Here is a 25,179-nt window from a genome sequence, read left to right on the forward strand (position 1 = left end):
GCACAGGTCACAGGGATCAGAACCATCCCCGGCAGCTCTTCTAATCTGTGTCTTCAGAAGAAGGTACGGGGGCCTCCTGTTCAATATATTGCTGGAATGTAAAAAGGTCCCGGAATTTATGTCCTTCCCACTTCCATTCGGCGCTTGAAGAAGAAGGAAAGGAATTATCTTTCAGGGTAACATAGTTACTAATATCTTCAGTAGCATCAATGTAAAATCCTTTGAACGTGTTTCCTTTAAATTCATTGTTCATGACGTTTAAATGACGGATGGAGGACTGTATGCGCAGCTGCGCGGATCCCCGGCTGCCGTGCGCGTTTTTCCAGACGTTTTCCGAAAAAGAAACGCGGCTGATCGGGCGTTCGGCAGGCCCCTGAATAAGGGCGGTGCCAGCCGACGTCTGATCCCGCCATACATTGTTTTTAAAGGACAGGTCCTCTGTATCAGCAAAGGAAGTATTGCGGACAAGCGTCCCTACAGAACCACCGTGTATAGTGTTATGGGAAAAAACGATATTATGGGCGCCTTGGACGGCAATGCCCGGCTCGGAGCTCCTGCCCGAAGAATTAATAGTATTATTTTTCACATTGCCTCTGGATGGTACGCGCCCGTTTACTTCTCCCGAAACTGCCTGTAAATCGAGAGAAGTCCCGGAAGCCTTTTCAAAGTGGTTGTGGGAGATAGTAAATGAATTTACGTTGCCGACCAGTGAAAAGGCGGGGGAATACTTCCATCTTTCAACGGTGTTGCCGCTTATGACTATGTCCTCGTGAATGCTATCTGCATTCGGGCTGGAGATACGCACCGCCGAGCCTGATTTTTCTTTTGCTCCCTGAGACGAGCGAAAGCGGTTATCGAGTATTTGAAGGGAGCGTGTTTCCCCGGAGGAGACGATAACGGAAGCCTCCTTCTCCTGATAAAAGGTAAACTTTTTGATTGTTATGTATTCAGTGTCCTTTAAAGAGAAAAACGGTTCTTTGCTCTCCGTTTTCAATTGAACGTCTTCATCTTTAAACGGGCGGATAATGATGGGAAGGTGTTCTTCGCCCTGGTGATTCATTTTTACATTTTCCCGGTAGGTCCCTTTCCGTAAATAAATCGTATCTCCGGCGCTTGCCGTGTCAACTGCTTTTTGAACGGATTTATACGGAGCATCGATGGTGCCGCTTTGATTATCACTGCCTGAAGGGGCGACAAATATTCCCTCAGCTGTCTTCCCGGACTCAGAAGAAAAAGGGAGCATGCCGCAGCCGCTTATAAATAGCAAGAAAAAAAGCATGATAGCAACAGAATAAAAATGTGGCAACCGGGTTCCCTCCCTGTTTTCTAATAAGACGTTAAACGCAAGTGTATAAGCAAAAACTAGCGTAGCATAATTGTAATAATTGTAACAGTTATAAAATGGAAGAAGGCGCACGGCATTGTGCGCCTTCAGTTTGATTACAGCGTTATTGCAGCCGAAGCAGAAGTTGAAGAATTCAATGCCTGCAGTGCCACCGCCCGCTGTGCTTCGAGCACTGCCACGGGCAGACTGCCACCGTTCGTATAAGCATGGTGGGCAACGGCAAGCTGCAGGGAAATATGAACTGCGAAATGATGAAACCTCCGAAATTCTCCCTGTCCAGCCAAACGGGCGTGTATGCTCCGGGCGTCGTCTATAATAGCCGGAAAAGAAGTTGTAAACCCAAGCACGCCCAGTAGTGAATAATAAAACGGACGTACGTGCCATTGATCAGACTTCCAATATTCAAGCAGTTCATCGAAACGTTCAAAGTAAGCAGTCCCGCCCAAGCTCTCAAGATTCAAAGCAGCTAAGAAAGAAAGATACTGAAGCTGAGGCCCCTTTTTAAAATCTCGCTCCAAAAGCTGGTGATGGACGTTATTCATATGCTCGATCATCTGTTCTTTATTCCCGGGAAACTGATGAATGCAAAGTGCGTGCAGAGGGTAATAATCCGCACTTGTCAACTCCGGAAAGGATTCCTGCAGAAACTGGTACCAGGCAGTGAATGCCGGTACAGCTGCAAAGTCGTCTTTGTAGAATGCATAGTAGGATAAAGCTGCTGCATACGTAGATGTGCCGCGTCCCCACGGCCCCTGCACCAGCTGGCTGTATAATTGTTTAAAGCCGGGCCAGCTGTTTTCAGGATCTTCGGACAAACAGTCAAGCATGCCGGCGATTGGAAAGCGCTGATGGGACCGAAGCGGTGAAAACCAGCTGTTTTTCTTTTTAATCGTCTGCTGAAGCCGGTCGAACCTGTGACTGTCAAATGGCTTTTGATACAGGGAGTACATTGAGGCCATCAGCATGAACATCCGGGCATCAGAATGATACCAGGGGTACTTTTTCTTTAATGCTTCGTAGGTGTGTAAATAATCATTTGTCATAGCTGTAAGCTGTTCCTTAGTTTCCATCTGCGGACCTCCTTTTCTCTGGCTGTATTACAATTATAGCATGAGAAAAGCGGAGTATTACTGCTGTGTTAAACCGTGCAGGGAAGAGACAGAGCTGCCAACCTGGGAGATGGCCTGTTCCACCTCGTGCAGCTCCCGGATGAGCGAATGAACCTCTGTTTCTGCCTCGTTGCTCTGCTGGCGGCTTTTTGCCATTTCCTGCACGATGCCGTCAAACATGCTGTTAATCTCGTGAACCCGCTTTGTGCCGTCGCCGATCTGATTGTCCGCATTTTCAATATGGTTACTTACAAGCTGAATCTGGTCGTTGGTCTTCCGGACAAGATCGGACACTGTATCTACTGATTTTTTTGTTTCACCAGCAAGCTTACGGACCTCAGTGGCAACAACCGCGAAACCACGCCCATGTTCTCCAGCCCTGGCAGATTCAATGGAGGCATTCAGAGCCAACAAATTTGTTTGCTCGGCGATTCCTGTAACGATGTTTGTGATATCATCAATTTTAGCTGCTATTGCTTTAAGTTCATTCGTTTCGGTACGCATAAAATCCATGAGCTCCTGCAGGCTTTTCATATGTTTTCCATGCTTTTCAAGCTCTTGCTTGCCTTCTTCAGAATGGGCGGCAGCGTCTGAACTGCTCTGAAAACTTTCTTTTGAAATCGTTACTACCCGGTTGGAGGTAGAGGTAAGCGTGGCTACAGAAGTACTCGTCTGGTCGAACACTTCCCGGAGCGAGCGGGTAGTGGCAGAGATCTGGCTGTACAGATGATCCTTTGCCGCCTGCTGCTCTTTGTGAAGCGTAAGGTGGGCTTCCTCATAGGCTTCAAGCACAAGCTGCTGCTCTAAGTTAATGATTTTTGTAACTGCGAGAACCGCCGGAAGAACATCAGCGCGATTAGCGAGGTGCTGATCGACGAAATATAAAATGGATTGTTCTATGTCTTGAAAGGAGGACATGTACCATTTAGGAAGCAGGCCGATATGAAGATGAACCTGGGCAATCTTCAGCCGTTTTTGAATGAAACTATCATTCATGGTGCCTTGAAACATTTCCTGCACGTGGACAGCAAGGGTGCGGCTCAGCCGCGCGACCGAACTGTGCTCTTCAATGATAGCACGGAGTTGAGGCTCATCCTTAAGGTTACGATAAAAGGCCTCAACAATAGCATCAATGTTTTCAGCAATTACCGGCTGAAGCTCGGACAGTATATAGAGATCGTGGTTGGTTAAATGAATCAGTTGGAGCTGCCGGTGCAGGTCGCTGCCGGAGGCGATCCTGATCCGGCTGCCGGAATGGGTGTCTCCCGGAAATTGTGAAACTGGTGCAGATGATGATTTAGCTGAAAACAGCATAATAAACAGCCTCCCGATGCAATGTGAGTATATGTAATAGAATATTTCTTATATCGGCTGCGGCCAGGTGGATGTTCATGGAGAACTAAAATTTTTTTAGGGAGGAGGAATAAAACATGAAAAACAAAAAAATGTGGATAGCAGGGCTGTTGTCACTTCTTATACCGGGAGCAGGACAGGTGTATGTAAAAAAATATCTTTGGGCTATAATATTTTTCGTGCTATATGTGGGCCTGCTCATTACGGTGTATGTGCCGTCCATTTTTGTTGCCGCTATCGCTGTGGTGCATGCGGTGCAGATAGCAGGGAAGCAGGAGGCCCCCGGAAAGTAAAGGGAAGGGATGCACAATGTAAAGAAGCCCCGGGTTTTTATCCCTGGGCTTCTTTTTATCCTATTCGGCTTCAAGTGCCTGAATGAATGTCTCATCAATATCAACAGCAATAAATTGGACTTCTCTTACATTATGAAGCAGCTCCCGGTAATAAATCGCTACAGTGTCGGGGTCAAGGCCGCCGGTCGCAGTACCGAGTGCCGGCAGGGCAACCCGGTAGATGTGATTCTCCTGGCAGTAACGTATCAACGCCTGCAGACAGGAATATACTACGTCATAATTCGACTTTTCCTCAGGTGCTTCCATGGTTACTAAGTGGATAATCTCTTCGTATGGAAGGCTGGCAGCTGTGGTAGTGTACAATTCACCACGCTTCGGCTTGTTTTTTTCGCAGTAGGCTACTGCTTCCTGTTCAATAGATTCTCCACCGGCCCCCTTGATGGCAGCTGCAACTCCGCCGCCCATTGTTCCTTTGCCATTAGCAGCGTTGCAGATATAATCGACATTAGTAACGGTAGTAATATCTCCTCGTTTTGCACTAAGCATACATCCTCTTCCTTTCCTTCTGCGCTATTTCTTCGTCATCAGCATATCAAATTTTCCTTCTGGCAGGGAGGAGATTGCTCATAATTTATGCAAAAGAACTGGACATATACCGGGAAGCGCGCTGAAACAAATGCTTTGCTTCTTTATTTGCATCAGTTAACACACGGTGTTTATCCATAGTCTGCATCGCACGCTCTTCCATTACCACTCGTCCATTTACTATGGTTGTGTCAACCTGGTCTTTAGAAGCAGCATAAACGACGCGGGAATAAGGGTCCGCACCTTCACTCGGGTACGTGTGAAAATCATAAAGATCGATAATGGACAAATCTGCTTTTTTGCCAATTTCTATACTGCCAATCTCTTCTTCAAGGCCGACCGCCCTGGCGCCTTCGATGGTGGCCATGCGAAGGACCTGCCGGGCATTCATGGCTGTTGGACCGTAGGAAGGCTTGTGAATGAGCGCAGCCATCCGCATTTCCTGAAACATATCAAGTGTATTGTTGCACGGAGAGCCATCGGCCCCGAGGCTGACATTGTGATGGTGGTCGAGGAGGTCAGGAATTTCCGCAAACCCCGAAGCAAGCTTCATATTGGAGCTCGGACAATGGCTTATATGGGCGCCCTTCTGTTTGATTATCTGTTTTTCATGATCATTAAGCCAAACGCAGTGGGCAAGAATAAGGCGGGGATGAACAAGGCCGAGATGATCTAAATACGCCACGTTGCGCATCCCGGTGTCAGCCTCGACAATGTCTATTTCCCCCTGACTTTCCGAAGCGTGGGTGTGGACGTATGCATCGTAATGGTTGGAAAGACGGGAAACTTCCCGCAGTAATGGTTCAGAGCAGGAAACAACGAACCGAGGGGAAAACGCATAACGTATTCTATTATTATCCCGGCCATGCCATTTTTCATACAAATCGGCGCTTTCCTGCACGGACCGGCTTGTAGTTTCAAGCAGGGGGGCAGGCAGTTCATCGCCTTTGTCCATCATTACTTTTCCCGACAACGCCCGGATGCCGGAGGCTTCTATAGCTTCAAAAGCTGCGTTAGTATGATGAACGGTTTCCATATCGACGATCGTCGTGGTACCGCTTCGAAGCAGTTCTCCGATGCCGAGCATTGCTGAAGCGTAAATAGAGTCGGGAGTATGGGCAGCCTCCATCGGCCAAATGCGTTCTTTCAGCCAATCCATTAACTCAAGGTCATCCGCCTGACTGCGAAACAGGGCCTGGCACAAATGGATATGAGTATGAATGAAGCCGGGAAGGATGGTACGCCCGTGGGCTTCGATAATTTTTTCTCCGGGATAGGGAGTTAACGAGGAACTGATTTCTTTAATATATTCATTTTCAATCCGTATGTCGCCATGTACAATATCGTTGTTTTCGTTCATCGTCATGATTTCAGCCTGCCGTATTAAAATCGTTGTCATTGTAAACACTCCTTTATATGCATAAAAAACGAAGAACGCCCGCAAAAGGCGTTCTTCGTAGTTGGAAATTACGGTTCCCAGTAGAAACGTTCAACCCAATTGTTGAATATATACGAAGGGTAATTGATAATACCTGCATCGTACCGGGGAATCTAATAAACTTCAATACATTTGGAAGAAAATATGACCAATGATTTACTCGGCTGTACTCATATGGGGGAAGAAATTTCAGAAAATATTTGCCGCCGAGAGTGAACTAAGGCAGCAATGGGTATAGGAAAAGCAACAAAACTATTCCAGAGGAGAATAAATTATGGAGAAAACAGCCATTATTACTGGAGCAAACACAGGAATGGGCTTTGAGACGGCGAAACAGCTTGCCGTAAAAGGGTTTAATATTATTATGGCCGTCCGGGATGAAAAGCGCGGAGGAGAGGCCATGAGACAGATAAAAGCCAGTACCGGTGCTTCACGGGTACGTGTGATGCGCTGTGACCTGTCTTCGCTAACGGACATACATACCTTTGTGCGCCAGCTCGAGCAGATTATTCCCTGTGTGGATGTATTAGTGAATAATGCCGGTGTAGTAGCGCTGAAAAGAGAAGTTACCGAAGACGGATTTGAGAGTATGATTGGGGTAAATCATCTAGGGCATTTTGCCTTGACACTTCAGCTTCTTCCGCTTCTGGAATGCTCTACAGACGAGGCGAGAATTGTTAATGTTTCATCAGGAGCACACAAATACGGACGCATTCATTTCCCGGATCCTCATTTGACGAGAAGGTATGGTACATGGAGAGGGTACGCCCAGTCAAAACTGGCGAATATTTTATTTACATATGCCCTTGCTGCACGTCTGGAACAGACAGACATTCGAGTTAACGCCCTGCACCCCGGTGGAGTAAGTACTATGCTTGGTGTGGATCGGTCAACAGGGTTTGGAAGCCGCATTCACCAGGTCATTCAGCCGATGCTGCGCACGGCTGCAGAAGGAGCAGAAACAGCAGTTTATCTGTCTGTTTCCCGGGAAGTGCACGGTGTACATGGAAAGTATTTTATCGATTCGTTTGAAGAAGAGACCGCTTTGCACGCACGCGATAAAGAACTCCAGGAAAAGATGTGGGAATGGAGCATGGAACAGACAAATATTGAACGGCTGCTTGAAAAGGAATGGGTGGAGAAGCTTGAACGCGAAAAATAATAAGACTGCTTTATTTTTTTGATTATGTATTTTAAAATATATTAAATACAAGCATTAACAGAAAGGGTTATTGGCGTTGAGCAAACAATTGTACGATTTCATGTTAAGCCATGCGGAAGAGATCGTGAATACATGGATGGAAGATATTGAAGCGCAGTCGGAAGCTATTTACCCGAACGATGCTGAGCGGAGAGAAGCCTTTCGGGAACGATTAAATGGGTTCATTCAGGAAACAGCTAAAGCTGTAATAGGGGAGGAGCCATCGCTTACTGACTGGGCACAGCTTACGGCGATGGACGGGCTTGAAAACCAGGGGCCGAGATTCTATTCTGTGGAGTTTTTCAGAGTTGGCCGTGTTGACCTATGGAATCGTTTATCCCAGTACATCAAAGAGAGGGAAGATGAGCTTTCCCCACTGAAGGTGGCAGAATGGGCGGAGCAGATCCATTCGGTATTTGAAAAGGGACTGGAGCTTGTAAACCAGTACTACTATCAGATGAACGAAGCGCAGCTGGAGGCCCAGCAGCAGATGATGGTGGAGCTGAGTGTACCAATTATTAAATTGATCGAAGATATTGGCGTGCTCCCGCTAGTCGGGGAGATTGACACGCACCGGGCAAAGATGATCGAAGACGTGACTCTTTCCGAGGTAGCAAAGCTTGAGCTTGATGTACTGATTATTGATATGTCCGGCGTGCCGATTATCGATACAATGGTAGCCCAGCAGTTGTTCAATCTTCACCATGGACTGAGCTTAATCGGAACAGAAATCATTATTACCGGCATTCGGCCGGAGATCGCAGAAACGGCCGTGCGGCTGGGGATCGATTTCAGCAAAGTAAAAACTTTTGCCCATCTGCAGCAGGCACTGGAACAGAAAGTGAATATTCAAATGAAAAACTCCTAGACATAGAGCCGCAAAAAAAGCCCTTTGCAAAATACTGCAAAGGGCTTTCGTAATGTCAATGCCTGCCTAGTATTCGCTGTAATTTGACAGCGCATAGGAAGAATCGTTGGAAGACCGGACATTAGTTTTATTATTCAATTCGGAAGTGAGCTCCAGGAACCATTGTTTGTCATTGGTAACCAGGGCAAGATCAATCAGGTCGTACAGCTCGTCTTCAGAAACGGGCTGGACAGTATTCAGCTTGTTTACTTTGTGAAGCAGCAGTTCAGCGGATTTTTCCATAATATCTTCATTATCAGAAGAAATAACTTTTACTTTGATTGTTTGATAAGATTCTTCAATTGCTTCGACATAACCTACTACCAATTCACCATAAATAGTGGTTCCTCGAACCCAATCTCCTACCGAAATAATATCGTTTGTTGGTAACATTCGCGTAACCTCCTAAGGATTACATATTAATTAATAGTGCTGTAATCTGAATTATCTATAACTATACATTTCCCTGTTTTTTATTGCAAAAACATTGCTCAGTTAATTTGTTATACATTTTTTGAGCATATCAGCAATCGTGTATTGATCGAGGTGCTCTCCAAATACGCTTTCTCCGTCCGAAAAAACACCGCCAAGCACATGCTTCATGTTAGCCCCTACGTCGCATGAAGGGTTTTCCTCAGGGCAACGGGGCTGCAGAGTACCCTTTGACGTAATCTGGTACACATCCCATAAGGTGACAGCTTCTGGTGGCCTGGAAAGGACAAAGCCGCCGCCAGCGCCTTCCTTGGACCGAATCAACCCATGCTGCTTCAACAAGCTTAACACTTTCCGTATCCGCACCGGATGCACGGAGGCGCTCTCAGCAATGAAAGAACTGGATGCAGCCCTTTCAGACTGATGAGCAAGCAGGGTTAAGCTGTGTACGGCTAAAGAAAAGTGGCTGTTCATACATATCTCTCCGGTTAAAAAGATTTATTAATGTTTATACTGTAATTATAAATATTACAGTTTTATTTGTCAAATGCAATTAATTCTATTGATATATCGAAGCGAGCGGCAGCGAGTTATTTCCTAATTTTGCATGCCTGAATTTCGCCTTGCCGAAGCTGGAGTAGCCGGAAAGACAATAGCCATTAAGGCAGGACATAGCGGGCATGAACCCGGAGCTGTTAGGGACGGTGTATATGAAAAAGAACTGGTACACGATGTTGCAGTTCGTACGAAAGAAAGGCGGGAGCAGGGAGGGACAGAAGTGATTCTGACGCGCTCCGGCGACAGCTATGCAGAACTAAAGGAACGAGCGCGGCTTGCCAATGAAGCAGGAGCGGATTCATTTGTCAGCATTCATGCAAACGCAGCTTCTGCTGATGGTTCAGAAACCTATTGTTTTGTAACAAATGCAGAGGAAGCCGTGGATATGAAGAAAAGCTCTTTCCGAAATGAAGCAGCCAACGCGATCTATCTGGGCTTGAATGAATACCATTAATTCTCTGAACATGAGATTAGAATTCGTGTATCTGTTCATGGTATAATATAAATCTATCCATGCATTGCATTATTCCGTGTCATTGATCCTAGGAGAAGGAGTGAAGACATGAAAACATTTGAAGAGGTGGTCCGTACTTTAGCGGATATAGAAATGCAGTCTGTTGCTCAAACGAGATCAAGACACGAATTCCAGAGTGAGCGCGAATATTACTCTCATTTTCTCCGCAATAAAGATCTCTCCTTTTATTTGGACACAGTAGAGGAAATGTATCCACTAGAGGCGAAAACCTACGGGGCAGAAGAGATTGTCCGGGGAATGGCTGCATATATCGAAGCAGGGGCTATGCCTGACCGGGAGCCGTTGACCGAATAAAGCCGCAGCGGAGAAAACAAAAACTGAATTGAAAATTATAAATGATGAACCCGGGGACTCCGGGTTCTTTTTATTGTACAGAATTTTTTGGGAAAGATGGTTTACTAATCACCTTCCTGATGCCTTTTAAAGAAAGCATAATAAACAAAAGGAGGCATTAACTTGGAAGTGAGTCCGGAATTTCTTCTGTACATGTCGTTTATTGGAACAGCCAGTACCGCTTTGATGGAGCTATTAAAGCGGGTGGCGCCGGTGCCTATCAAGTATATACCTCTTTTCACGCTTGGAATTGGGGTGGTGCTGGCATTAATGCCTTTTCCATTCGTAAATGCAGTTTTGGCGGAGCGTGTATGGGCAGGGGTACTCGCCGGCCTGGGAGGCACTGGCATGTTTGAGAACCTAAAGCAAAGCAACCGGACAAAGGAAGCGCAACGTAAAAATCATTTATAGGGACCGGTAAATATTGTGTTGTCTCAATCTTTTTTCCTTGTTCAGAAAACTTTTTCATTTGCCGGAACAGGGAAATTTTTATATAATATGTCTGCACACCAAGAAACCCCGCTGATGAAGCAGGGACTTTTTTATGTGGACGAAAGGGCCGAGTTCCTGTTATGAAAGACATGCCTTATTATCAGAAGGATAGAAAAGTGACTTTTGTGTGCCAACGTGTTCCGATTGCAAGACGGAAGACGAGGAATGTATCTTGCAAATATATTCCGGATAGGTGAGAACAAATGACAGAAGAAAATCAGGCATACCGGGTGTTATTGTATTACAATTACACGAATGTAGAAGACCCTGAAAACTTTGCTGCAGAGCATCTGGCTTTCTGCAAAGAACTTGGGCTGAAGGGCCGGATCATTGTTGCAGAGGAAGGCATCAACGGTACTGTTTCCGGCACCGTAGACCAGACGGAAGCATATATGCAGGAACTGACGGGGGATGAGAGGTTCAAAGATACCGAATTCAAGGTGGATTATGCCGAAGGCCACGCGTTCAAGAAAATGCACGTGCGTCCGCGTTCAGAGCTGGTGTCGCTGTATCTCGAAGATGACATTAACCCTAATGAACAGACCGGCGAGCACTTAAGTCCGAAAGAGTTCTACGAAGCCTTGCAGAGCGATGAAACAATCGTGCTTGATGCACGAAATGATTATGAATATGACCTCGGGCATTTTCGGGGAGCTATACGCCCAGACATTAACGCATTCCGGGAGCTGCCAGATTGGGTAAGAGAAAACCGGGAAAAGCTTGAAGGTAAAAAAATATTAACCTATTGTACTGGCGGCATCCGCTGTGAGAAGTTTTCCGGGTTTTTGAAAGAAGAAGGATTTGACGATGTGGCGCAGCTACACGGCGGCATTGTGTCCTATGGTAAGGACCCGGAAGTGAAAGGGGACCTGTGGGACGGAAAATGCTACGTGTTTGACCAGCGCATCAGCGTTCCCATCAACCAGGTCGAACACCGCGTAATTGGAAGGGACCATTTTGACGGAGAGCCGTGCGAGCGCTACGTTAACTGTGCAGACCCTGATTGCAATAATCAGATCATCTGCTCTGAAGAAAACGAGCATAAATATATGAGAAGCTGCACGACGCAATGCATGACCCATCCACGTAACCGTTATATGGAAGAGCATGGATTATCTAAAGAAGACGTGGAGAGAAAAATAGAAGCAAGAAAAGCAGAACAAATGCAAAATGCATAAATGTAATTTAGTGAAGCCCCCGGCGTCTTGTGCCGGGGGCTTCACTTAGGTTTGTCTGCGATATTTATTCCATATCGTAAGCTCAAGAGCGATGATGCAGATGAGCAGCCAAAACAAGCCAACTGAAATGCCTGCGAGTACATCCGTAAAATAATGCACGCCCAAAAACATTCGGCTGATGGCTACAAGCAAGGCTAGCACTATTAACAAAATGCCTAGTATCCACTTCCATACAGTCGCTAATCCGCTGCGTATAACTAAATAGGCGAGAAAGCCGTAAAAAGTGACCGCTCCTGTAGCGTGGCCGCTCGGGAAACTGAAGCCGGTACCGTCATAGGCCGCGAGCACTTCCGGACGCTGCCGGGAGAAAAAATTCTTAAAGACAGTCGTAATGATGCTGATGCCGATCATATTTAACGCAAAATAAACGGCGTTCCATCTGCTGAAGGAAGAAAAAAACAGCAAATACACGACGATGACAGCAGCGCCGGCTGTCAGCCAAATCACCGAACCGGCTTCTGTAATCAAGCCCATGACAGCCCGGAGCGTTTCGGAATTAAACATCGATACAATATTTTGAGCTGTCCGGTCAGCCGTAAATGTTTCCTGTTCAAGCACTTCTTCTCCCATTTCCAGGAAAAGAAAAGCTGTCGTAAACAGCGTAAGCAGACCGGCAATGATAAGTATCCAGGAACTTTTTGGTACGTCAGACAGATGTAGGCCTCTAAAAGACAATAATATTTGCTCCCTTAATTTATTTTTCATTCTATTCCCGCGCATAGGCTGCTTTCAAACAAAAAAGCCAGGCTGCAAAATGCAGCCTGGAGGAAGGGAACAGCAGGTTAAACTTTTGTATCTGGCTTGCGTTCGTTTTGTTCTCTTTCCATTTCCGGCTTGCCTGTTTCGCCCATGCCACGCATAAAGGCGATACCAAGTGAAAGCGTGTGATTGACTTCGGGATCCCGGAGCAGCTTTAATAATTGGAAGATATTAACCGTTTGCTTGGTATCTTCTTTTTCTTCTTCCATTTTTGCCACACGCTCGAGTCCTTTGTTTAATTTCAATAGAATCGGCTGCATGCTTTCGACATCAAGTTTCCCGGCTTCCCCAGCGAGAAGAAGCAGGTTTTTCAGCATGTTGGTGCTGCCTTCAGTGTTCATCGCATTTACTGCGACGTTTAATACTTTATCCCCTTCGCTGAGAAGTCCGTTTGCCATGTCCAGCAGGCCGGATTCATCAAGCAGGTTCGCGGTGCGCACCATCTTTTCCAGGCTTTCTTTATTATCAAGCAGCTGGGACTGGAGTTCTTCCATGTCCCGCTGTTTGAGTTCCTCTTCGGAGAATTTCAGCTTTTCGATATGAGTTATACGCTCAGCCATTAGCGATTCTCCTTTCTCACCATGTCGCCAGGGAAGATGTAGTCATTACGCTTCCATTTCCGTTCTACTTCCACGCCGTTCTGCGGCTGGGGATTTCCGTAACGGAAGTTGTTTTTCGGCATCGGTGCTTCGCCGTCTGTGCTGAGTACTTCCATAAACACCTGGGCTTCTTTATAGGCCGGAGTATCTGTATCCTTATCTGCTTCACTGCTTGTCAAACGGTTGATCGCAGATTCACCGGAATTGTTCATCGGAATGTACAGCTGCTTTTCTTTCACACGGTCAGTAACAAGCGCCTGGATACGCACTGCCCCGTATGGGGATTTAAGCCTTACAAGCGCTCCGCTTTCAAGTCCGCGCTCTTCAGCAAGCTCTGGAGAAATCTCGACAAAGTTGTCCGGTGTTTTCAGCGTGATCCCTTCTGTTTTATACGTCATATTGCCTTCGTGGAAGTGTTCAAGCATCCGGCCGTTGTTTACGTGCAGGTCGTACTGTTCTCCAAAGGTTTGAGGCTCTGTCCAATGGACCGGATAGAATCTTGCCTTTCCATTCGGGAACTGGAAGCGGGATTCATAAAGAAGCGGCTCATCCTGTCCTTCTTTAGTCACAGGCCATACGAGAGAGTCGTACCCTTCGAGCCGCTCGTAGGAAACGCCTTCGAAGAACGGGCAGAGAGAAGCTGCTTCTGCCATAATTTCAGACGGATGGCTGTAATTCCAATCAGCACCCATCCGGTTGGCGACAAGCTGCAGAATTTCCCAATCCGGCTTAGAGTTACCGAGTGGGTCGAGTGCTTTATACAAACGCTGAATCCGGCGTTCGGTATTTACGAACGTGCCGTCTTTTTCCAGGCTTGGGCTTGCTGGGAGCACCACATCAGCAAACTTGGCTGTTTCAGAGAGGAAAATATCCTGCACCACGAAGAAATCAAGTTTTTCAAAGCCCTGCTGCACGTAGTTAATGTTGGAGTCGACAAGCGCCATTTCCTCGCCTTTCAGATAAAGGCTGCGCAGGCGGCCTTCGTGCATCGCGTCCACCATTTCATGGTTCGTCATGCCGACTTCACTGGAAAGCTTAGTGTTCCAGCCCTGTTCAAACTTATGGCGGACTTCTTCGTCTTCAACGGATTGATAGCCGGGAAGAAGGTTCGGTGCGCTTCCGAAGTCTGTAGCGCCCTGGACGTTATTATGTCCGCGGAGAGGGTAAGCACCGGTACCGTTACGACCGTAGTTGCCGGAGACAAGCAGCAGGTTCGATATTGCGGTGCTCGTATCCGCACCTCCAGAGTGTTGGGTAACACCCATCGCCCACAGCGCACAGGTAGTATCTGCTTCATGGATGCTCTCGGCAATGCCGATCAATTCCTCGCGGGAGAGACCGGTCTGCTCCACAGCGTAATCGATGGTGTACATTTCGAGTTCTTTAACAAAGTCGTCGTAGTAATCCACGCGTTCATTAATAAATTCTTCGTCCTGCCAACCCTGGTCGATAATATATTTAGCGACGGCATTCAGCCATACAAGGTCCGTGCCCGGCTTCGGCTGGATAAACATATCTGAGCGCTCTGCCATTTCGTGCTTTCTGATGTCAGAAACGATCAGCTTCTGGTTGCGCAGCTTATGGGAGCTTTTAATCCGCGTGGCAAGCACCGGGTGGGATTCTGAGGTGTTTGTCCCGACGGTAATAATAAGCTCCGCGTTTTTAATGTCTTCTATCGTGCCAGTGTCCCCGCCGTAGCCGACAGTGCGGAAGAGGCCCTGGGTAGCAGGAGTCTGGCAGTACCGGGAGCAGTTATCAATGTTGTTTGTTCCCATGACGGAACGGGAGAGCTTCTGCATAAGATAGGACTCTTCGTTCGATGTTTTAGAAGAGCTGATAAATGCAAGAGCATCGTTGCCGCTCTCTTCCTTAATGGAAGTAAAGTTTTTCTGGATCACGTTTAAAGCATGCTCCCAGGTTGTCTCGACAAACTGGCCGTTTTCACGGACGAGCGGATTCTGAAGGCGTTCTTCGCTGTTCACAAAATCCCAGCCGAATTTGCCTTTTACACAGGTGGAAATACCGTTTGCAGGTGCTTCTGCCTGCGGCTCAATTTTCAGAATTTCGCGGTCTTTTGTCCAGACATCAAAGCTACAGCCGACGCCGCAATAAGTACATACTGTTTTTGTTTTTTCGATGCGGTCATCGCGCATTTTGGATTCCATATTGGATAGGGCCAGGATTGAGCTGTAGCCGGTTTCCACATCCTTGGTGATATCAATCATCGGACGGAGGGTATCTTCTTTAAGTCCGGTCATATAGCCGGCTTCGCCTTCCATATTTGTTTCAATTAAAGCGTTGCATGGGCACACGGTCGAACAGTGGCCACAGGAAACACAGGAGGATTCGCCGATCGGAACATCATTGTCCCAAATGACGCGGGGACGTTCGCGTTCCCAGTCAATGGATAGAGTTTCGGTCACCTGGACGTCCTGACAGGCTTCCACGCAGCGTCCGCAAAGAATGCACTGATCCGGATCATAACGGTAGTGCGGGTTCGTATAGTCTTTTTCATACGGTTTGGTTTCGAAAGGTACGCTTTGATGTTCAACCCGCATTGCTTCAACCGTGTTGTGGATTTCACAGCCGCCATTATTGTAGTCGCAGACGGTACAGTAAAGCTCATGATTATGCAAAATGCGGTCCATCGCAATTTTTTGCGCCTGGTCAACGTCAGGCGTAAGTGTTTCGATGACGTCATCTTCTTTAAATTCGGTGGAACAGGCACGGACAATTTCTCCGTTCACCTTTACCATACAGGTATCACAGGTTTCAATCGCACCCAGGCTCGGGTGATAGCAGACATTCGGCACTTCTTCGTTGGTGCCTCGTGTGTAATCTAGGATAGTGGAATCGTCCGAAACTTTGCGTTCGGTGCCATTCATCGTTACTCGAATAATCGACAAAATAATCATCCTTCCATTTTGGAAATAAAATTGGACTAGAGGAATTGAAAGAAATAGAGGACAGTAGATGAATGCCGCACTCGCTTATGTAAGAGCCAAGGGAGTGCCCCCTTTATTCTAGGATTTAAACTGAAAAATGTAAAAATAATAAAGGATTACTTTCACACTTCCACGAAAATATAAACTTAAAACAATATTTTAATAATTGTAGAGCCATTTTATTAGGGAATGTAGCGTTTGTGATTAAATGAAAACTAGATTATAATGCTTTTGGAGGTTAAATACGGGACTAAACTTTACTCAAAGGACACTGATAAAATGAGACCAACAGAAAACGAAAAAGATATTGCGAGCTTCGCCGGCAGACTGCTGCGGGAGCGATTCGGCAAAGGCCCGGAAGCAGCCCATGTGGTTATGCAGGGTCCTTTCATTACAATCTATCTGCGGCATTTTCTTAGCCCGATGGAGCGGGTTATTCTCGAGCAGGAAGGCGAGCAGGCGGTTTTTCGTCTGCGTGAAAGCATGATGCACAAAATTGTTCCGGAAATTAACGGCTACGTGCAGTCGGTGACCGGACAAGTGTATAAAAACTTTTATCATGACAGCGACTTTGATAAGGAATCCAGTATTTTTGTCGGTATTGATGAAAATGCATATGACGGCGAAAATCCTTTTAAGGAATATGCCGGTAAAAAGAAACTCGAAGAGCGGGTGAGGCAGGTTACTGCGGAGGCAGAAAAAGAGCCCGACAAAGTTTTTTCGGGAATGTTAAATAATAAAACTCTGCTTGTCATCCGGGAAGGGCTGCTGATTAACATTGAAAAGGAGTTAGTGCAGCAGGGATATGAAGAACAGTTAAAGGTCACTAAACGCAAGCTGGAAAAACGACTGCTAATAGAAGGAAAGTCATTTACGTCCATAGCTGGCATGAATATTGCTGATGTGTTTGTTGATTGGGACTTTGAACGGGACCGAAGCGTTATCGTCTTTATCATGAGTGGCTCCGGCTAAACGGCACTGATTGCCTGCGCCGGGTGTATCAGCCGGCATAAGCTTGAAAGCAGTGGACACAATAGGAGTAATTCTTTTGCGTGAACGACTGCAGGGCCGCTTCTTCGATGAAGCTTTCCCAATCGGACGGTTTGCTGCTGGTCATGCAGAGGTCGTTAACAAATACGGATTTGTGAATCTTTTGGCCGTCGTGATCAATTAAAAATTTCATAAGTTAAAATATTTCTCCTTTCCTGAATAAATAAAAAAGCCAAAAAGATAAACAGGAGGCAGGTACCCTGTGTCTCTTTTTGGCTTATGGGAAATAGCGCGATTGTCTATCCATTTCCACCGTTTATTTAATTGTTCTATAAGTAATTGCTTTGTATGTACACCTTAAATGATATGGCTCTTAATTGCAACCATAACAAAGACAGGTAGTACTGCTATTCGGTAGCAGGGGCATCGACTAGGCCGGTGAATCGCAGGCGAAAGTACGTTTCGTCTTCATCAATATACCCCCAGGCGATACGGTCCTTTTTCCAAAAAATCTTAAACTGGTTGCGGTCGACAATTTCAAAGCTGTCGCACTCTGAAATGATGCCAAGCGTCTCCAGCTCACGGCAGATCCGCTTTGTTTCTGATAGATACCACATATTCTCCCAACGCGGGTGCTCAAAACGGCTGGTGATGTCTGCAATAACTTCAATAGAACCATTTTGGAGAACACGGTACCGCCCGAAAGAAGCTGCCTGATATTCCATGATTTTCGCCCCATTCGTTTTTCTTTCATTATGCACGAAAAAATAGGTAATTTCTACCTAAAAAATACTTCCGGCAGAAACCGGAAGTAAAAAGTCCTGTAGAGAAGTAATTACCTGTTTAAAGTTCCTGAACTATGAAAGTCTGTTTATTTCCATTTCATGACGACTTTTAATTTGTTCTGCTCAAAGTAATAGGAATCTATTTTTCCGTAAGGAACTTTTTTCATAGGTTCGAACACTTCCAAGTGAAATCCTGCCTGCTGGTCCTGTACTGAGAAGTAGGGCGGGCGGTCAAAAATTTCTTTAAATACGTCTTCTGCTTCTAAAGGAGAGATGGATTTTAACGTGAAGTAAAGGGCCCGCTCGGAAGCGTGGGAAGGCTCCAGCAGCATGCTGAAACGGCTTTGGCTGCTGTCATTTTTAACTCCTTCAATGCGCAGGACCTGATCCTGGATATGAACTGCGGAAATATCGACATTATCCATTTTTTTAACCTGAAGAACCTTCAGAAACATTTTTTCCGTGACCGGTATAGTTACCCCGTTTTCTTTCGCATCGGTCACTCGTTTTTTAATAGATGAAAAAAGACTCACTGTTGATTTCCTCCTCATAATACTGGCTGTTTATTCTTATTCCCGAATAAACCTTGAAAGGAACGTCTTTTTTAGTTCACAAAAGTTTTTCGTTCGTTCAAATGAAAATATTCATATAATACTTTTGCCAATTAAGTTTATTGATTAAACAAACGAAGAATGTTAATCTTGTTTGTGATCGCTTACATAAAGGAGGGAAGAGTAGTAGAGCTACTCGCGCATATGAATTCTAAACGAACGATTTATGTAGTATTAGTTACCATGGTAGCTACACTTGGCGGCTTGTTGTTTGGTTATGATACGGCTGTGATTTCCGGTGCGGAGGGATCGCTGCAGACCTACTTTGCTGACAGTCTGAATCTGAGTCCTTTTATTCACGGCCTGACGGTTTCAAGTGCTCTTATCGGTTGTATCATCGGTGGGTTAATTTCAGGATTTTTTGCAAACCGGATAGGAAGAAAATTTACATTGATTATAGCAGCGGTGCTGTTTCTTCTTTCCGCATTGGGTTCAGCCTACCCGGAAGCATTATTTTTTGAAGCTGGCGACCCTTCTGTTGCTCTTTTAGTTGTATTTAATATTTACCGTATTATCGGAGGAATCGGAGTAGGACTGGCCTCGGCGGTCGCGCCTATGTACATTGGTGAGATGGCCCCGCCTGATATTAGGGGGAGGCTTGTGTCCCTTAACCAGTTTGCGATTATTTTCGGCCAGTTCGTTGTATACTTTGTTAACTGGGGGATCGCCCGAGGAGAAACAGCAGAATGGGTGGACACTCTCGGCTGGAGATATATGTTTGCTTCAGAAGCTATACCAGCGGCTTTATTTTTATTATTCCTGTTAACTGTGCCTGAGACACCGAGGTATCTGGTTTCCAAAAACCGGGATGACAAAGCAATGAAAATTTTATCAAGAATCTACGACCAGACGATGGCAAAGGCTACGTTTTATGAGATTAATCAATCGTTTGATAAAAGCAAAGAGAAATTGTTTGCCTACGGAAAGCTGATTATTATAATCGGTATTCTCTTGTCAATTTTCCAGCAATTCGTCGGCATTAACGTTGCGCTGTATTATGCACCGAGAATATTTGAAAGCATGGGAGCTGCAAGAGACGCTTCACTATTCCAGACGATCATTATGGGAGCTGTGAATTTAATATTTACAGTCATCGCTATTATGACGGTGGATAAATTCGGGCGGAAGCCACTGCTGATTATCGGGTCGATCGGAATGACCATAGGTATGTTCGGTGTTTCGGCTCTCGCTTTTACCGGCACTATTGGTATAGCGACGCTTGTATTTATTATCATCTATACAGCTTCCTTTATGATGTCGTGGGGCCCGGTGGTATGGGTGCTTTTATCCGAAATATTTCCGAACAAAATTCGCGGTCAGGCTCTCGCTATTGCGGTGGCAGCCCAATGGGCCGCAAACTATTTTATTTCTTCCACATACCCGGCTATGATTGAGTTCAGCGGTGGATTAACGTATGGATTTTACGGTTTCATGAGCATATTGTCCGCCCTATTCGTATGGAAATTTGTACCTGAAACAAAGGGAAAAACGCTTGAAGAGATAGAAATGGGAATGAAAAAGTAAGCTTGTAAAAAAGAAGCCCGGCTGCGAGTAGTGCAGCCGGGCTTTCTGTACGTTATGCTTCGTTCTCTTCTTTAGGAAAGTAATGAAAATATTCGAAATCTGCAGGCTTGGAAGAAAAACTGTCCTGGCACTGCATACCGACAAAAGCGCCTGTGAAAAAGCCGTCGCCCTGTATATGGTCATCCGATAGTTTAGCGGAAGGAAAAGAAATATCCACCGCAATCCACGAGCTGCCGTCAAAGGAGTAGGAAAACCAATACTGGTCCATGCGCACAGACACTTTAAGGTAAATCGTTTCTATATCCTGACCAAGCTCAATGTCGCTGTTCCGAAGCGGCTTATCAAATTGAAAATGGTCATTAGTAAGAAGGGTTAAAATCCTTCCTTTATTTTCATCGTGGGTCACGTGAAAATAAACCCAGTTTTGCGTATTGTAATAGCAGACCATGCCTGCGGACTGCTGGAAATGATCCGGATCGAATTGAAGGGCGGTCTCAGCATCAAAATAAAAATGCTGCCACCTTCTGGCTACAAACGCCTGGGTGAATTTAGATGTTAGGGAATCTTTGCCGTAGAGTCGTAAATAGCCTGGACGGTCTTTAAGCGATAAAGTATTTTCCCCTAAAGGAACCCGCAGGGTCTGGAAGCTTTTATCCAGGTCGCCGGTGTTAAAACGGCTGTATACAGGGGAAGGTGAATGCTGGGACTCCTTCGAAAGACCAGGGCCTTCTACATACAGTGAAGGCTCGTTACCGCCGGTTATGTAAGGCCAATCCTTTTCCCAATGAACCTTTTGGATAGCGGTTTCTCTCCCGAGCGGGCAGAAGCCCCGTGGGTCCAATAAAGGCTTTTGTGCTTCTTTTAGCGGCCTTCCGGTCAGATGTACAAAATACCATTCGCCGTTTTGTGTTTCTACAAGAGAGCCGTGTCCTGCTTTCTGCAAAGGATTTCTCGGGTAGGGCCAGGAAGTAATAAACGGATTATCCGGGTGGACTTCGTAAGGGCCGAATAATGATTTGGATCGTGCTATGGTAGCTGCGTGGTCAAAGGTAGTGCCGCCTTCTGCAGTAAGTAGATAATACCACCCATTTATTTTATAAATATGAGGCCCCTCGGTCAGTTTGATATCTGTACCGGTGAAAATGATCTGGCGCTCACCAATCAGTGCTTCTGCTTCGGCGTCGTATTCCTGCAGCGCGATACCGTAAAAGCGGTGATTGCCCGGACGGTAATCCCAGACCATATTCAGCAGATACTTTCTGCCGTCGTCGTCATGGTAGAGAGAAGGGTCAAACCCGGAGCTGTTCAAATACACAGGGTCGCTCCATTCACCGTCAATTGTATCGCAGGTGACTAGGTAATTATGGCCGTCCTTCCAGATACCGTCGATTTGTTTAATATCTGAATATATAAGCCAGAACTGGTTATCATGCCAGGAGAGCGCGGGGGCCCAGACGCCGCCTGAGTCTGGATTGCCTGCCATATTCAGCTGGGAGGTTCGTTCGAGAGGATGTTTGACGACTTCCCAGTTTTTTAAATCCTTTGAATGATGAATCTGCACCCCTGGGAACCATTCAAATGTGGAAGTAGCAATATAATAATTCTCTCCAGCCCTGCAAATACTCGGGTCAGGGTTAAAACCAGTTAAAATTGGATTGGTAATTTGATCATTCATGATAGTACCCTCCTATATTTGGTAACGCTTTCAAAAAAGATTGTATAAGCAATAAACTAAATATAACTTAATTCCTGATTCTGCTCAACTGTAAATTTGTTTTGAAGCAAAAATGTGAATGAAAACATAAATTATTGCATATAAATACTATCATCTTTGTTTAACCAAAAAACTATATGATGATCAAAAGAAAATGTATGCTATTATGTACGTAAACCGACCAAAATTGAGAAGTAGGAGAAGATAATATGCGCACGGGAGACCAAACCCTGGTAAAGCAAATAAATAAATCAATCGTGCTGACGACCGTTCAGCAGAAAAGCCCAATTTCAAGGGCGCAAATTTCAAAAGATACCGGTCTGAATAAAGCTACAGTTTCAAGTCTGGTGGCTGATTTGCTGGAGGGCAGACTTGTGGAGGAAATGGGGACTGGGCTTTCCAATGGGGGAAGAAAGCCGACCATGCTTTTTTTTAATAATAAAGCCGGTTATGCTATTGGTATTGACCTTGGAGTAAATTATGTCCTTGGTATACTGACAGACCTGCAGGGAGCGATCGTTGCCAAAATTAATGAGCCGCTGCTGTCTATTGATGAAGGAGCAGTATTTAATAAAGTGGAGGAAGTCATTGAAGATCTTACGGATCAGGCGCCAAAAAGTGCCTATGGCATAGTGGGAATCGGTGTTGGGGTCCCGGGGCTGATCGACAACGAAGGTACCATTTTATTCGCGCCGAACCTGGATTGGAAAAATGTTCATTTAAAACAGCATCTGGAAAGAAAATACGAATTGCCAGTATTTATTGAAAATGAAGCAAAAGCTGGTTCGCACGGCGAAAAGAGGTACGGGGCCGGGCAGGGCGTTTCGAACTTTATCTATGTAAGTATTGGCATTGGCGTTGGTGCAGGCATTTTTATTAATGACCAATTATATAAGGGCGGCAGCGGTATCTCCGGGGAAGTCGGACATTTCACTATTGAGCCAAATGGGAGAAAATGCCGGTGCGGTAATAAAGGCTGCTGGGAGCTATACAGCTCGGAAGGCGCTATGGTGGAAAAAACAGCACATCTCTTTTCAGGTCAGGAGGAAGTGACAATCGACTGTCTAATTGCAAAAGCAAAGGAAAGAAACCTGGAGGTGCTAAACGCTTTTGACCAGGTGGGGGAATATATTGGCATTGGATTGACGAATCTCATTAACATATTTAACCCGGAAAAAATCATTGTAGGAAACCGCTTTGCAGAATTGGAGCAGTGGCTTCGCAATCCTATTGAAAGAGTGTTTCAGCAGCGCCTTCATGAAGAATTTCGAGATTCGTTCACGTTGTCCTTCTCTGAAAACAGTATATATTCATGTGCCCTGGGCTCTGCGGCTTTTTCGATTGAAACATTTTTTTCGACCAGCAGAGTCACGGTGGTATAAGTATAGAAAGGGGGCTGTTCGAAATTGAACAGTAAAATTTATCAAGCGTTGACGTGGGTGATGAATTTCGCGTACGTTCAGGTGCTCTGGGTGTTTTTTACGCTGATGGGAGCTGTGGCTGCAGGCTTATTTCCGGCAACAAACGCTTTGTTTGCAGTAGTGCGCAAATGGGTGAGCGGAGAAACGGATCTTCCAATTTTCCCCTATTTTTGGAAGGTTTACAAACGGGAATTTGTTCAATCTAATAAGTTGGGGGCTGTAGTCCTTTTTTTATTCATACTTGTTGTTCTTGATATTCAGTTCATCGCAGCAAGTGACACATTGAACTGGCTTCACATCCCGTTGTTTGTATATATTCTGTTTGTGTTTGTTTTTCTGTTATATCTTTTTCCTTCCTTTGCTCATTTTGACGATAAACTAAGAAATATTTTTAAGAATGCATTTTTTATTATGTTGACTCATCCTGTTCATTTATTCTTTTTAACGCTAAGTTTATTTCTTCTGGGAGTTGTTTTTTACATGGTGCCAGCACTGGGCTTTATATTTGGAATAAGCGCTACGGCATTTGTTGCCACAGTCGTCAATAAAAATATTTTTAAAAAAATTATAAAAACTTAGTTTGTTTACTGGACAAATTATGTAGAGGGTGTTACTTTAATATTATGAAAAGGGGGAGGAAATAATGAAAAAGATGAAAGCGGTTACGTTTTTGGCTGCAGGGTGTGCAACAGCGATGGTAATGACAGGCTGTAACTCGGAATCTTCAGGCTCTGGCGATGGCAGTGGGGACGGAGAACAAAAAACGATTGAATTTATGCACTTATGGCCGGAAGGAAGCTCTAAGGACCATTACGATATTGTAAACGAAATCATAGCTGATTACGAAGAGCAGAACCCGAATACTACGGTGGAACTCGAAGTGCTGAGTAATGAACAATACAAGGAAAAGCTTCAGGTAACTTCTACATCGGGTGAACTGCCGGATGTAGGTATGACCTGGCCGGGTGGTTTCCTCGAGCCTTACGTTGATGGGGAGATGTTTGCACCGCTTGATGATGTGCTTGATGAAGACGGCCTGCGTGATTCATACGTAGAAGGCACAACGGAAGCATATGAAGTGGATGGAAGTACTTACGGACTGCCGCTCGAACTGAACGTAGCCCAGGTTTTCTATAACAGTGCAATATTTGATGAATATAATTTAGAAGAGCCGGAAACATACGAAGAATTTGAAGAAATTGTAAATACGCTTAAGGAAAATGACGTGGCTCCAATTGCATTAGGTAACCAGGACAGATGGACCGGTTCACTTTGGTACATGTATATGGCAGACCGGCTTGGTGAAGATAACCTATTAAACCAGGCAATTAATGGAGAAGCATCCTTTACGGAAGAGCCACTGGTAAAAGCGGCGGAAAAAACGCAGAACTTGGCTGCAAATGGTGCTTTCACCCAAGGGTTTAACGGTCTTTCCGATCAGGAAGCAAAAAGCATGTTTATGAGCGAACAGGCAGCGATGTACCTAATCGCTACATGGGATCTTCCAAACTACACCACGGATGAAACCGTCTCGCAGGATTTCCAGGATGCGGTTGACTACTTTGACTTCCCGACAGTGGAAGGTAAAGGCAACCAGAACAGCTATGTAGGCGGACCTGGCGTAGGGCTGTTTGTTTCTGAAGATTCTGATGTAAAAGAAGAATCGAAAGACTTTGTCAAATACTTCTCTGAAAAGTGGGGCGAAAAATCCGTCAGCGATGCAGGCGTTATCCCGGCTACGAAAGTAAACACGGATAACGTGGATCTTCCGGATATGTATCTCGAAGTTCTGGACGATTTAAACAACGCTGACAACCTGACATTGTTTGCGGATGTACAGATGAGCCCGGATGTTGCCGAAACCCACCTGACAGCAATTCAGTCATTATTTGGTGAAGAAATTACACCGGAAGAATTTGCTGAAATGCACGATGAAGCAATAGAAGAAGACCAGTAAAAAATGAATAAAGGGCATTCCTAAGGGCGTGCCCTTTATATCATTCATAAATGCA

26 protein-coding genes and 1 riboswitch are annotated in these 25,179 nt (G+C 45.5%); of the genes, 13 read left to right on the forward strand and 13 right to left on the reverse strand.

The genetic code is table 11. The features are described from left to right. Positions 1–40: 40 nt before the first annotated feature. From CHL76_RS02560 to CHL76_RS02570, 3 genes are all read right to left on the reverse strand, one after another. On the reverse strand, positions 41–1,306 hold the full coding sequence (locus CHL76_RS02560; RefSeq protein WP_094907813.1) for a right-handed parallel beta-helix repeat-containing protein: 1,266 nt from the start codon (positions 1,304–1,306) through the stop codon (positions 41–43). A gap of 134 nt (positions 1,307–1,440) precedes the next feature. Then, entirely contained in the window at positions 1,441–2,415 is a 975-nt protein-coding gene (locus CHL76_RS02565) for a DUF4003 family protein (RefSeq protein ID WP_079475991.1), read from the reverse strand. A 57-nt stretch (positions 2,416–2,472) separates the two neighbouring features. Further along, positions 2,473–3,768 carry a globin-coupled sensor protein gene (locus tag CHL76_RS02570; RefSeq protein WP_094907814.1) on the reverse strand — a complete coding sequence of 432 codons (1,296 nt, stop codon included), beginning with the start codon at positions 3,766–3,768 and terminating at the stop codon, positions 2,473–2,475. 116 nt (positions 3,769–3,884) lie between these two features. On the opposite strand from CHL76_RS02570, the gene CHL76_RS02575 reads away from it, so the two are divergent. After that, complete coding sequence (locus CHL76_RS02575) at positions 3,885–4,100, forward strand: DUF5683 domain-containing protein (protein WP_079475993.1); 216 nt, start codon at positions 3,885–3,887, stop codon at positions 4,098–4,100. Between the two features lie 60 nt (positions 4,101–4,160). Here the strand turns inward: CHL76_RS02575 and CHL76_RS02580 are convergent, their stop codons facing one another. Beyond that, entirely contained in the window at positions 4,161–4,646 is a 486-nt protein-coding gene (locus CHL76_RS02580; protein WP_079475994.1) for a macro domain-containing protein, read from the reverse strand. Positions 4,647–4,731: 85 nt separating this feature from the next. Beyond that, positions 4,732–6,084 (reverse strand): 5'-deoxyadenosine deaminase, encoded by a 1,353-nt coding sequence (locus CHL76_RS02585; protein ID WP_079475995.1) that lies wholly within the window; start codon positions 6,082–6,084, stop codon positions 4,732–4,734. Positions 6,085–6,122: 38 nt separating this feature from the next. After that, positions 6,123–6,220: riboswitch (purine riboswitch) on the reverse strand. A gap of 177 nt (positions 6,221–6,397) precedes the next feature. Here CHL76_RS02585 and CHL76_RS02590 point away from each other — a divergent pair. Beyond that, positions 6,398–7,285 (forward strand): SDR family oxidoreductase, encoded by an 888-nt coding sequence (locus CHL76_RS02590; RefSeq protein WP_094907815.1) that lies wholly within the window; start codon positions 6,398–6,400, stop codon positions 7,283–7,285. Positions 7,286–7,361: 76 nt separating this feature from the next. Then, positions 7,362–8,192, forward strand: a complete 831-nt coding sequence (locus CHL76_RS02595) for an STAS domain-containing protein (RefSeq protein ID WP_094907816.1) — start codon at positions 7,362–7,364, stop codon at positions 8,190–8,192. Positions 8,193–8,258: 66 nt separating this feature from the next. Here CHL76_RS02595 and CHL76_RS02600 read toward each other — a convergent pair whose 3' ends face one another. Together CHL76_RS02600 and CHL76_RS02605 are read right to left on the reverse strand one after the other, a co-directional pair. Next, the gene (locus CHL76_RS02600) at positions 8,259–8,624 is read right to left on the reverse strand and encodes an IDEAL domain-containing protein (protein WP_094907817.1); all 366 of its coding nucleotides are present in this window, start codon (positions 8,622–8,624) and stop codon (positions 8,259–8,261) included. A 102-nt stretch (positions 8,625–8,726) separates the two neighbouring features. Continuing rightward, a complete protein-coding gene (locus tag CHL76_RS02605) occupies positions 8,727–9,137 on the reverse strand; it encodes an RrF2 family transcriptional regulator (protein WP_079475999.1) in 411 nt (136 codons plus the stop codon). A gap of 133 nt (positions 9,138–9,270) precedes the next feature. On the opposite strand from CHL76_RS02605, the gene CHL76_RS02610 reads away from it, so the two are divergent. The 4 genes from CHL76_RS02610 (at position 9,271) to trhO (ending at position 11,759) form a co-directional block, all read left to right on the forward strand. After that, positions 9,271–9,675, forward strand: a complete 405-nt coding sequence (locus CHL76_RS02610) for an N-acetylmuramoyl-L-alanine amidase family protein (RefSeq protein WP_094907818.1) — start codon at positions 9,271–9,273, stop codon at positions 9,673–9,675. Positions 9,676–9,783: 108 nt separating this feature from the next. After that, on the forward strand, positions 9,784–10,050 hold the full coding sequence (locus tag CHL76_RS02615; RefSeq protein WP_079476001.1) for a hypothetical protein: 267 nt from the start codon (positions 9,784–9,786) through the stop codon (positions 10,048–10,050). 168 nt (positions 10,051–10,218) lie between these two features. Next, on the forward strand, positions 10,219–10,500 hold the full coding sequence (locus CHL76_RS02620) for a holin (protein WP_233133208.1): 282 nt from the start codon (positions 10,219–10,221) through the stop codon (positions 10,498–10,500). A 284-nt stretch (positions 10,501–10,784) separates the two neighbouring features. Further along, positions 10,785–11,759 carry an oxygen-dependent tRNA uridine(34) hydroxylase TrhO gene (trhO, locus tag CHL76_RS02625; protein WP_094907820.1) on the forward strand — a complete coding sequence of 325 codons (975 nt, stop codon included), beginning with the start codon at positions 10,785–10,787 and terminating at the stop codon, positions 11,757–11,759. A 45-nt stretch (positions 11,760–11,804) separates the two neighbouring features. Here the strand turns inward: trhO and CHL76_RS02630 are convergent, their stop codons facing one another. From CHL76_RS02630 to fdhF, 3 genes are all read right to left on the reverse strand, one after another. Beyond that, complete coding sequence (locus tag CHL76_RS02630) at positions 11,805–12,494, reverse strand: phosphatase PAP2 family protein (RefSeq protein ID WP_094907821.1); 690 nt, start codon at positions 12,492–12,494, stop codon at positions 11,805–11,807. A gap of 107 nt (positions 12,495–12,601) precedes the next feature. Then, positions 12,602–13,138 carry a helical membrane plugin domain-containing protein gene (locus tag CHL76_RS02635; RefSeq protein WP_079476005.1) on the reverse strand — a complete coding sequence of 179 codons (537 nt, stop codon included), beginning with the start codon at positions 13,136–13,138 and terminating at the stop codon, positions 12,602–12,604. Continuing rightward, the gene (gene fdhF / locus CHL76_RS02640) at positions 13,138–16,092 is read right to left on the reverse strand and encodes a formate dehydrogenase subunit alpha (RefSeq protein WP_094907822.1); all 2,955 of its coding nucleotides are present in this window, start codon (positions 16,090–16,092) and stop codon (positions 13,138–13,140) included. The genes CHL76_RS02635 and fdhF overlap by 1 nt, the downstream gene beginning before the upstream one ends. A gap of 309 nt (positions 16,093–16,401) precedes the next feature. Here fdhF and CHL76_RS02645 point away from each other — a divergent pair, with 309 nt between their 5' ends. Together CHL76_RS02645 and CHL76_RS17350 are read left to right on the forward strand one after the other, a co-directional pair. Then, positions 16,402–17,094 (forward strand): Na-translocating system protein MpsC family protein, encoded by a 693-nt coding sequence (locus CHL76_RS02645; RefSeq protein WP_158219044.1) that lies wholly within the window; start codon positions 16,402–16,404, stop codon positions 17,092–17,094. 76 nt (positions 17,095–17,170) lie between these two features. Then, a complete protein-coding gene (locus CHL76_RS17350) occupies positions 17,171–17,296 on the forward strand; it encodes a hypothetical protein (protein WP_261763711.1) in 126 nt (41 codons plus the stop codon). A gap of 223 nt (positions 17,297–17,519) precedes the next feature. Here the strand turns inward: CHL76_RS17350 and CHL76_RS02655 are convergent, their stop codons facing one another. Continuing rightward, positions 17,520–17,837, reverse strand: a complete 318-nt coding sequence (locus tag CHL76_RS02655; RefSeq protein ID WP_079476009.1) for a hypothetical protein — start codon at positions 17,835–17,837, stop codon at positions 17,520–17,522. Positions 17,838–17,983: 146 nt separating this feature from the next. Then, a complete protein-coding gene (locus tag CHL76_RS02660; protein WP_079476010.1) occupies positions 17,984–18,430 on the reverse strand; it encodes a hypothetical protein in 447 nt (148 codons plus the stop codon). A 222-nt stretch (positions 18,431–18,652) separates the two neighbouring features. On the opposite strand from CHL76_RS02660, the gene xylE reads away from it, so the two are divergent. Next, the gene (gene xylE / locus CHL76_RS02665; protein WP_094907823.1) at positions 18,653–20,032 is read left to right on the forward strand and encodes a D-xylose transporter XylE; all 1,380 of its coding nucleotides are present in this window, start codon (positions 18,653–18,655) and stop codon (positions 20,030–20,032) included. A gap of 52 nt (positions 20,033–20,084) precedes the next feature. On the opposite strand, the gene CHL76_RS02670 is transcribed toward xylE, so the two are convergent. Further along, positions 20,085–21,707 (reverse strand): glycoside hydrolase family 43 protein, encoded by a 1,623-nt coding sequence (locus tag CHL76_RS02670; RefSeq protein WP_094907824.1) that lies wholly within the window; start codon positions 21,705–21,707, stop codon positions 20,085–20,087. 248 nt (positions 21,708–21,955) lie between these two features. Here CHL76_RS02670 and CHL76_RS02675 point away from each other — a divergent pair, with 248 nt between their 5' ends. From CHL76_RS02675 to CHL76_RS02685, 3 genes are all read left to right on the forward strand, one after another. Beyond that, positions 21,956–23,128 (forward strand): ROK family transcriptional regulator, encoded by a 1,173-nt coding sequence (locus CHL76_RS02675; RefSeq protein ID WP_079476013.1) that lies wholly within the window; start codon positions 21,956–21,958, stop codon positions 23,126–23,128. Between the two features lie 60 nt (positions 23,129–23,188). Further along, the gene (locus tag CHL76_RS02680) at positions 23,189–23,746 is read left to right on the forward strand and encodes a YesL family protein (protein WP_261763908.1); all 558 of its coding nucleotides are present in this window, start codon (positions 23,189–23,191) and stop codon (positions 23,744–23,746) included. A gap of 64 nt (positions 23,747–23,810) precedes the next feature. Next, positions 23,811–25,124, forward strand: coding sequence for an extracellular solute-binding protein (locus CHL76_RS02685; protein ID WP_094907825.1), 1,314 nt, complete (start codon positions 23,811–23,813; stop codon positions 25,122–25,124). The last annotated feature ends 55 nt before the right edge of the window (positions 25,125–25,179 follow it).

Origin of the sequence: Marinococcus halophilus (assembly GCF_002265875.1) — a bacterium.
GTDB classification, from domain to species: Bacteria; Bacillota; Bacilli; order Bacillales; family Marinococcaceae; genus Marinococcus; species Marinococcus halophilus.

What these genes read in the sequence shown, in the direction of transcription:
- CHL76_RS02565 (WP_079475991.1), bottom strand. Translation starts at nt 2,415, where the DNA reads ATGGAAACTAAGGAACAGCTTACAGCTATGACAAATGATTATTTACAC.
- CHL76_RS02570 (WP_094907814.1), bottom strand. Translation starts at nt 3,768, where the DNA reads ATGCTGTTTTCAGCTAAATCATCATCTGCACCAGTTTCACAATTTCCG.
- CHL76_RS02575 (WP_079475993.1), top strand. Translation starts at nt 3,885, where the DNA reads ATGAAAAACAAAAAAATGTGGATAGCAGGGCTGTTGTCACTTCTTATA.
- CHL76_RS02580 (WP_079475994.1), bottom strand. Translation starts at nt 4,646, where the DNA reads ATGCTTAGTGCAAAACGAGGAGATATTACTACCGTTACTAATGTCGAT.
- CHL76_RS02585 (WP_079475995.1), bottom strand. Translation starts at nt 6,084, where the DNA reads ATGACAACGATTTTAATACGGCAGGCTGAAATCATGACGATGAACGAA.
- CHL76_RS02590 (WP_094907815.1), top strand. Translation starts at nt 6,398, where the DNA reads ATGGAGAAAACAGCCATTATTACTGGAGCAAACACAGGAATGGGCTTT.
- CHL76_RS02600 (WP_094907817.1), bottom strand. Translation starts at nt 8,624, where the DNA reads ATGTTACCAACAAACGATATTATTTCGGTAGGAGATTGGGTTCGAGGA.
- CHL76_RS02605 (WP_079475999.1), bottom strand. Translation starts at nt 9,137, where the DNA reads ATGAACAGCCACTTTTCTTTAGCCGTACACAGCTTAACCCTGCTTGCT.
- CHL76_RS02610 (WP_094907818.1), top strand. Translation starts at nt 9,271, where the DNA reads ATGCCTGAATTTCGCCTTGCCGAAGCTGGAGTAGCCGGAAAGACAATA.
- CHL76_RS02615 (WP_079476001.1), top strand. Translation starts at nt 9,784, where the DNA reads ATGAAAACATTTGAAGAGGTGGTCCGTACTTTAGCGGATATAGAAATG.
- trhO (WP_094907820.1), top strand. Translation starts at nt 10,785, where the DNA reads ATGACAGAAGAAAATCAGGCATACCGGGTGTTATTGTATTACAATTAC.
- CHL76_RS02635 (WP_079476005.1), bottom strand. Translation starts at nt 13,138, where the DNA reads ATGGCTGAGCGTATAACTCATATCGAAAAGCTGAAATTCTCCGAAGAG.
- fdhF (WP_094907822.1), bottom strand. Translation starts at nt 16,092, where the DNA reads ATGATTATTTTGTCGATTATTCGAGTAACGATGAATGGCACCGAACGC.
- CHL76_RS02645 (WP_158219044.1), top strand. Translation starts at nt 16,402, where the DNA reads ATGAGACCAACAGAAAACGAAAAAGATATTGCGAGCTTCGCCGGCAGA.
- CHL76_RS02655 (WP_079476009.1), bottom strand. Translation starts at nt 17,837, where the DNA reads ATGGAATATCAGGCAGCTTCTTTCGGGCGGTACCGTGTTCTCCAAAAT.
- xylE (WP_094907823.1), top strand. Translation starts at nt 18,653, where the DNA reads ATGAATTCTAAACGAACGATTTATGTAGTATTAGTTACCATGGTAGCT.
- CHL76_RS02670 (WP_094907824.1), bottom strand. Translation starts at nt 21,707, where the DNA reads ATGAATGATCAAATTACCAATCCAATTTTAACTGGTTTTAACCCTGAC.
- CHL76_RS02675 (WP_079476013.1), top strand. Translation starts at nt 21,956, where the DNA reads ATGCGCACGGGAGACCAAACCCTGGTAAAGCAAATAAATAAATCAATC.
- CHL76_RS02680 (WP_261763908.1), top strand. Translation starts at nt 23,189, where the DNA reads ATGAATTTCGCGTACGTTCAGGTGCTCTGGGTGTTTTTTACGCTGATG.
- CHL76_RS02685 (WP_094907825.1), top strand. Translation starts at nt 23,811, where the DNA reads ATGAAAAAGATGAAAGCGGTTACGTTTTTGGCTGCAGGGTGTGCAACA.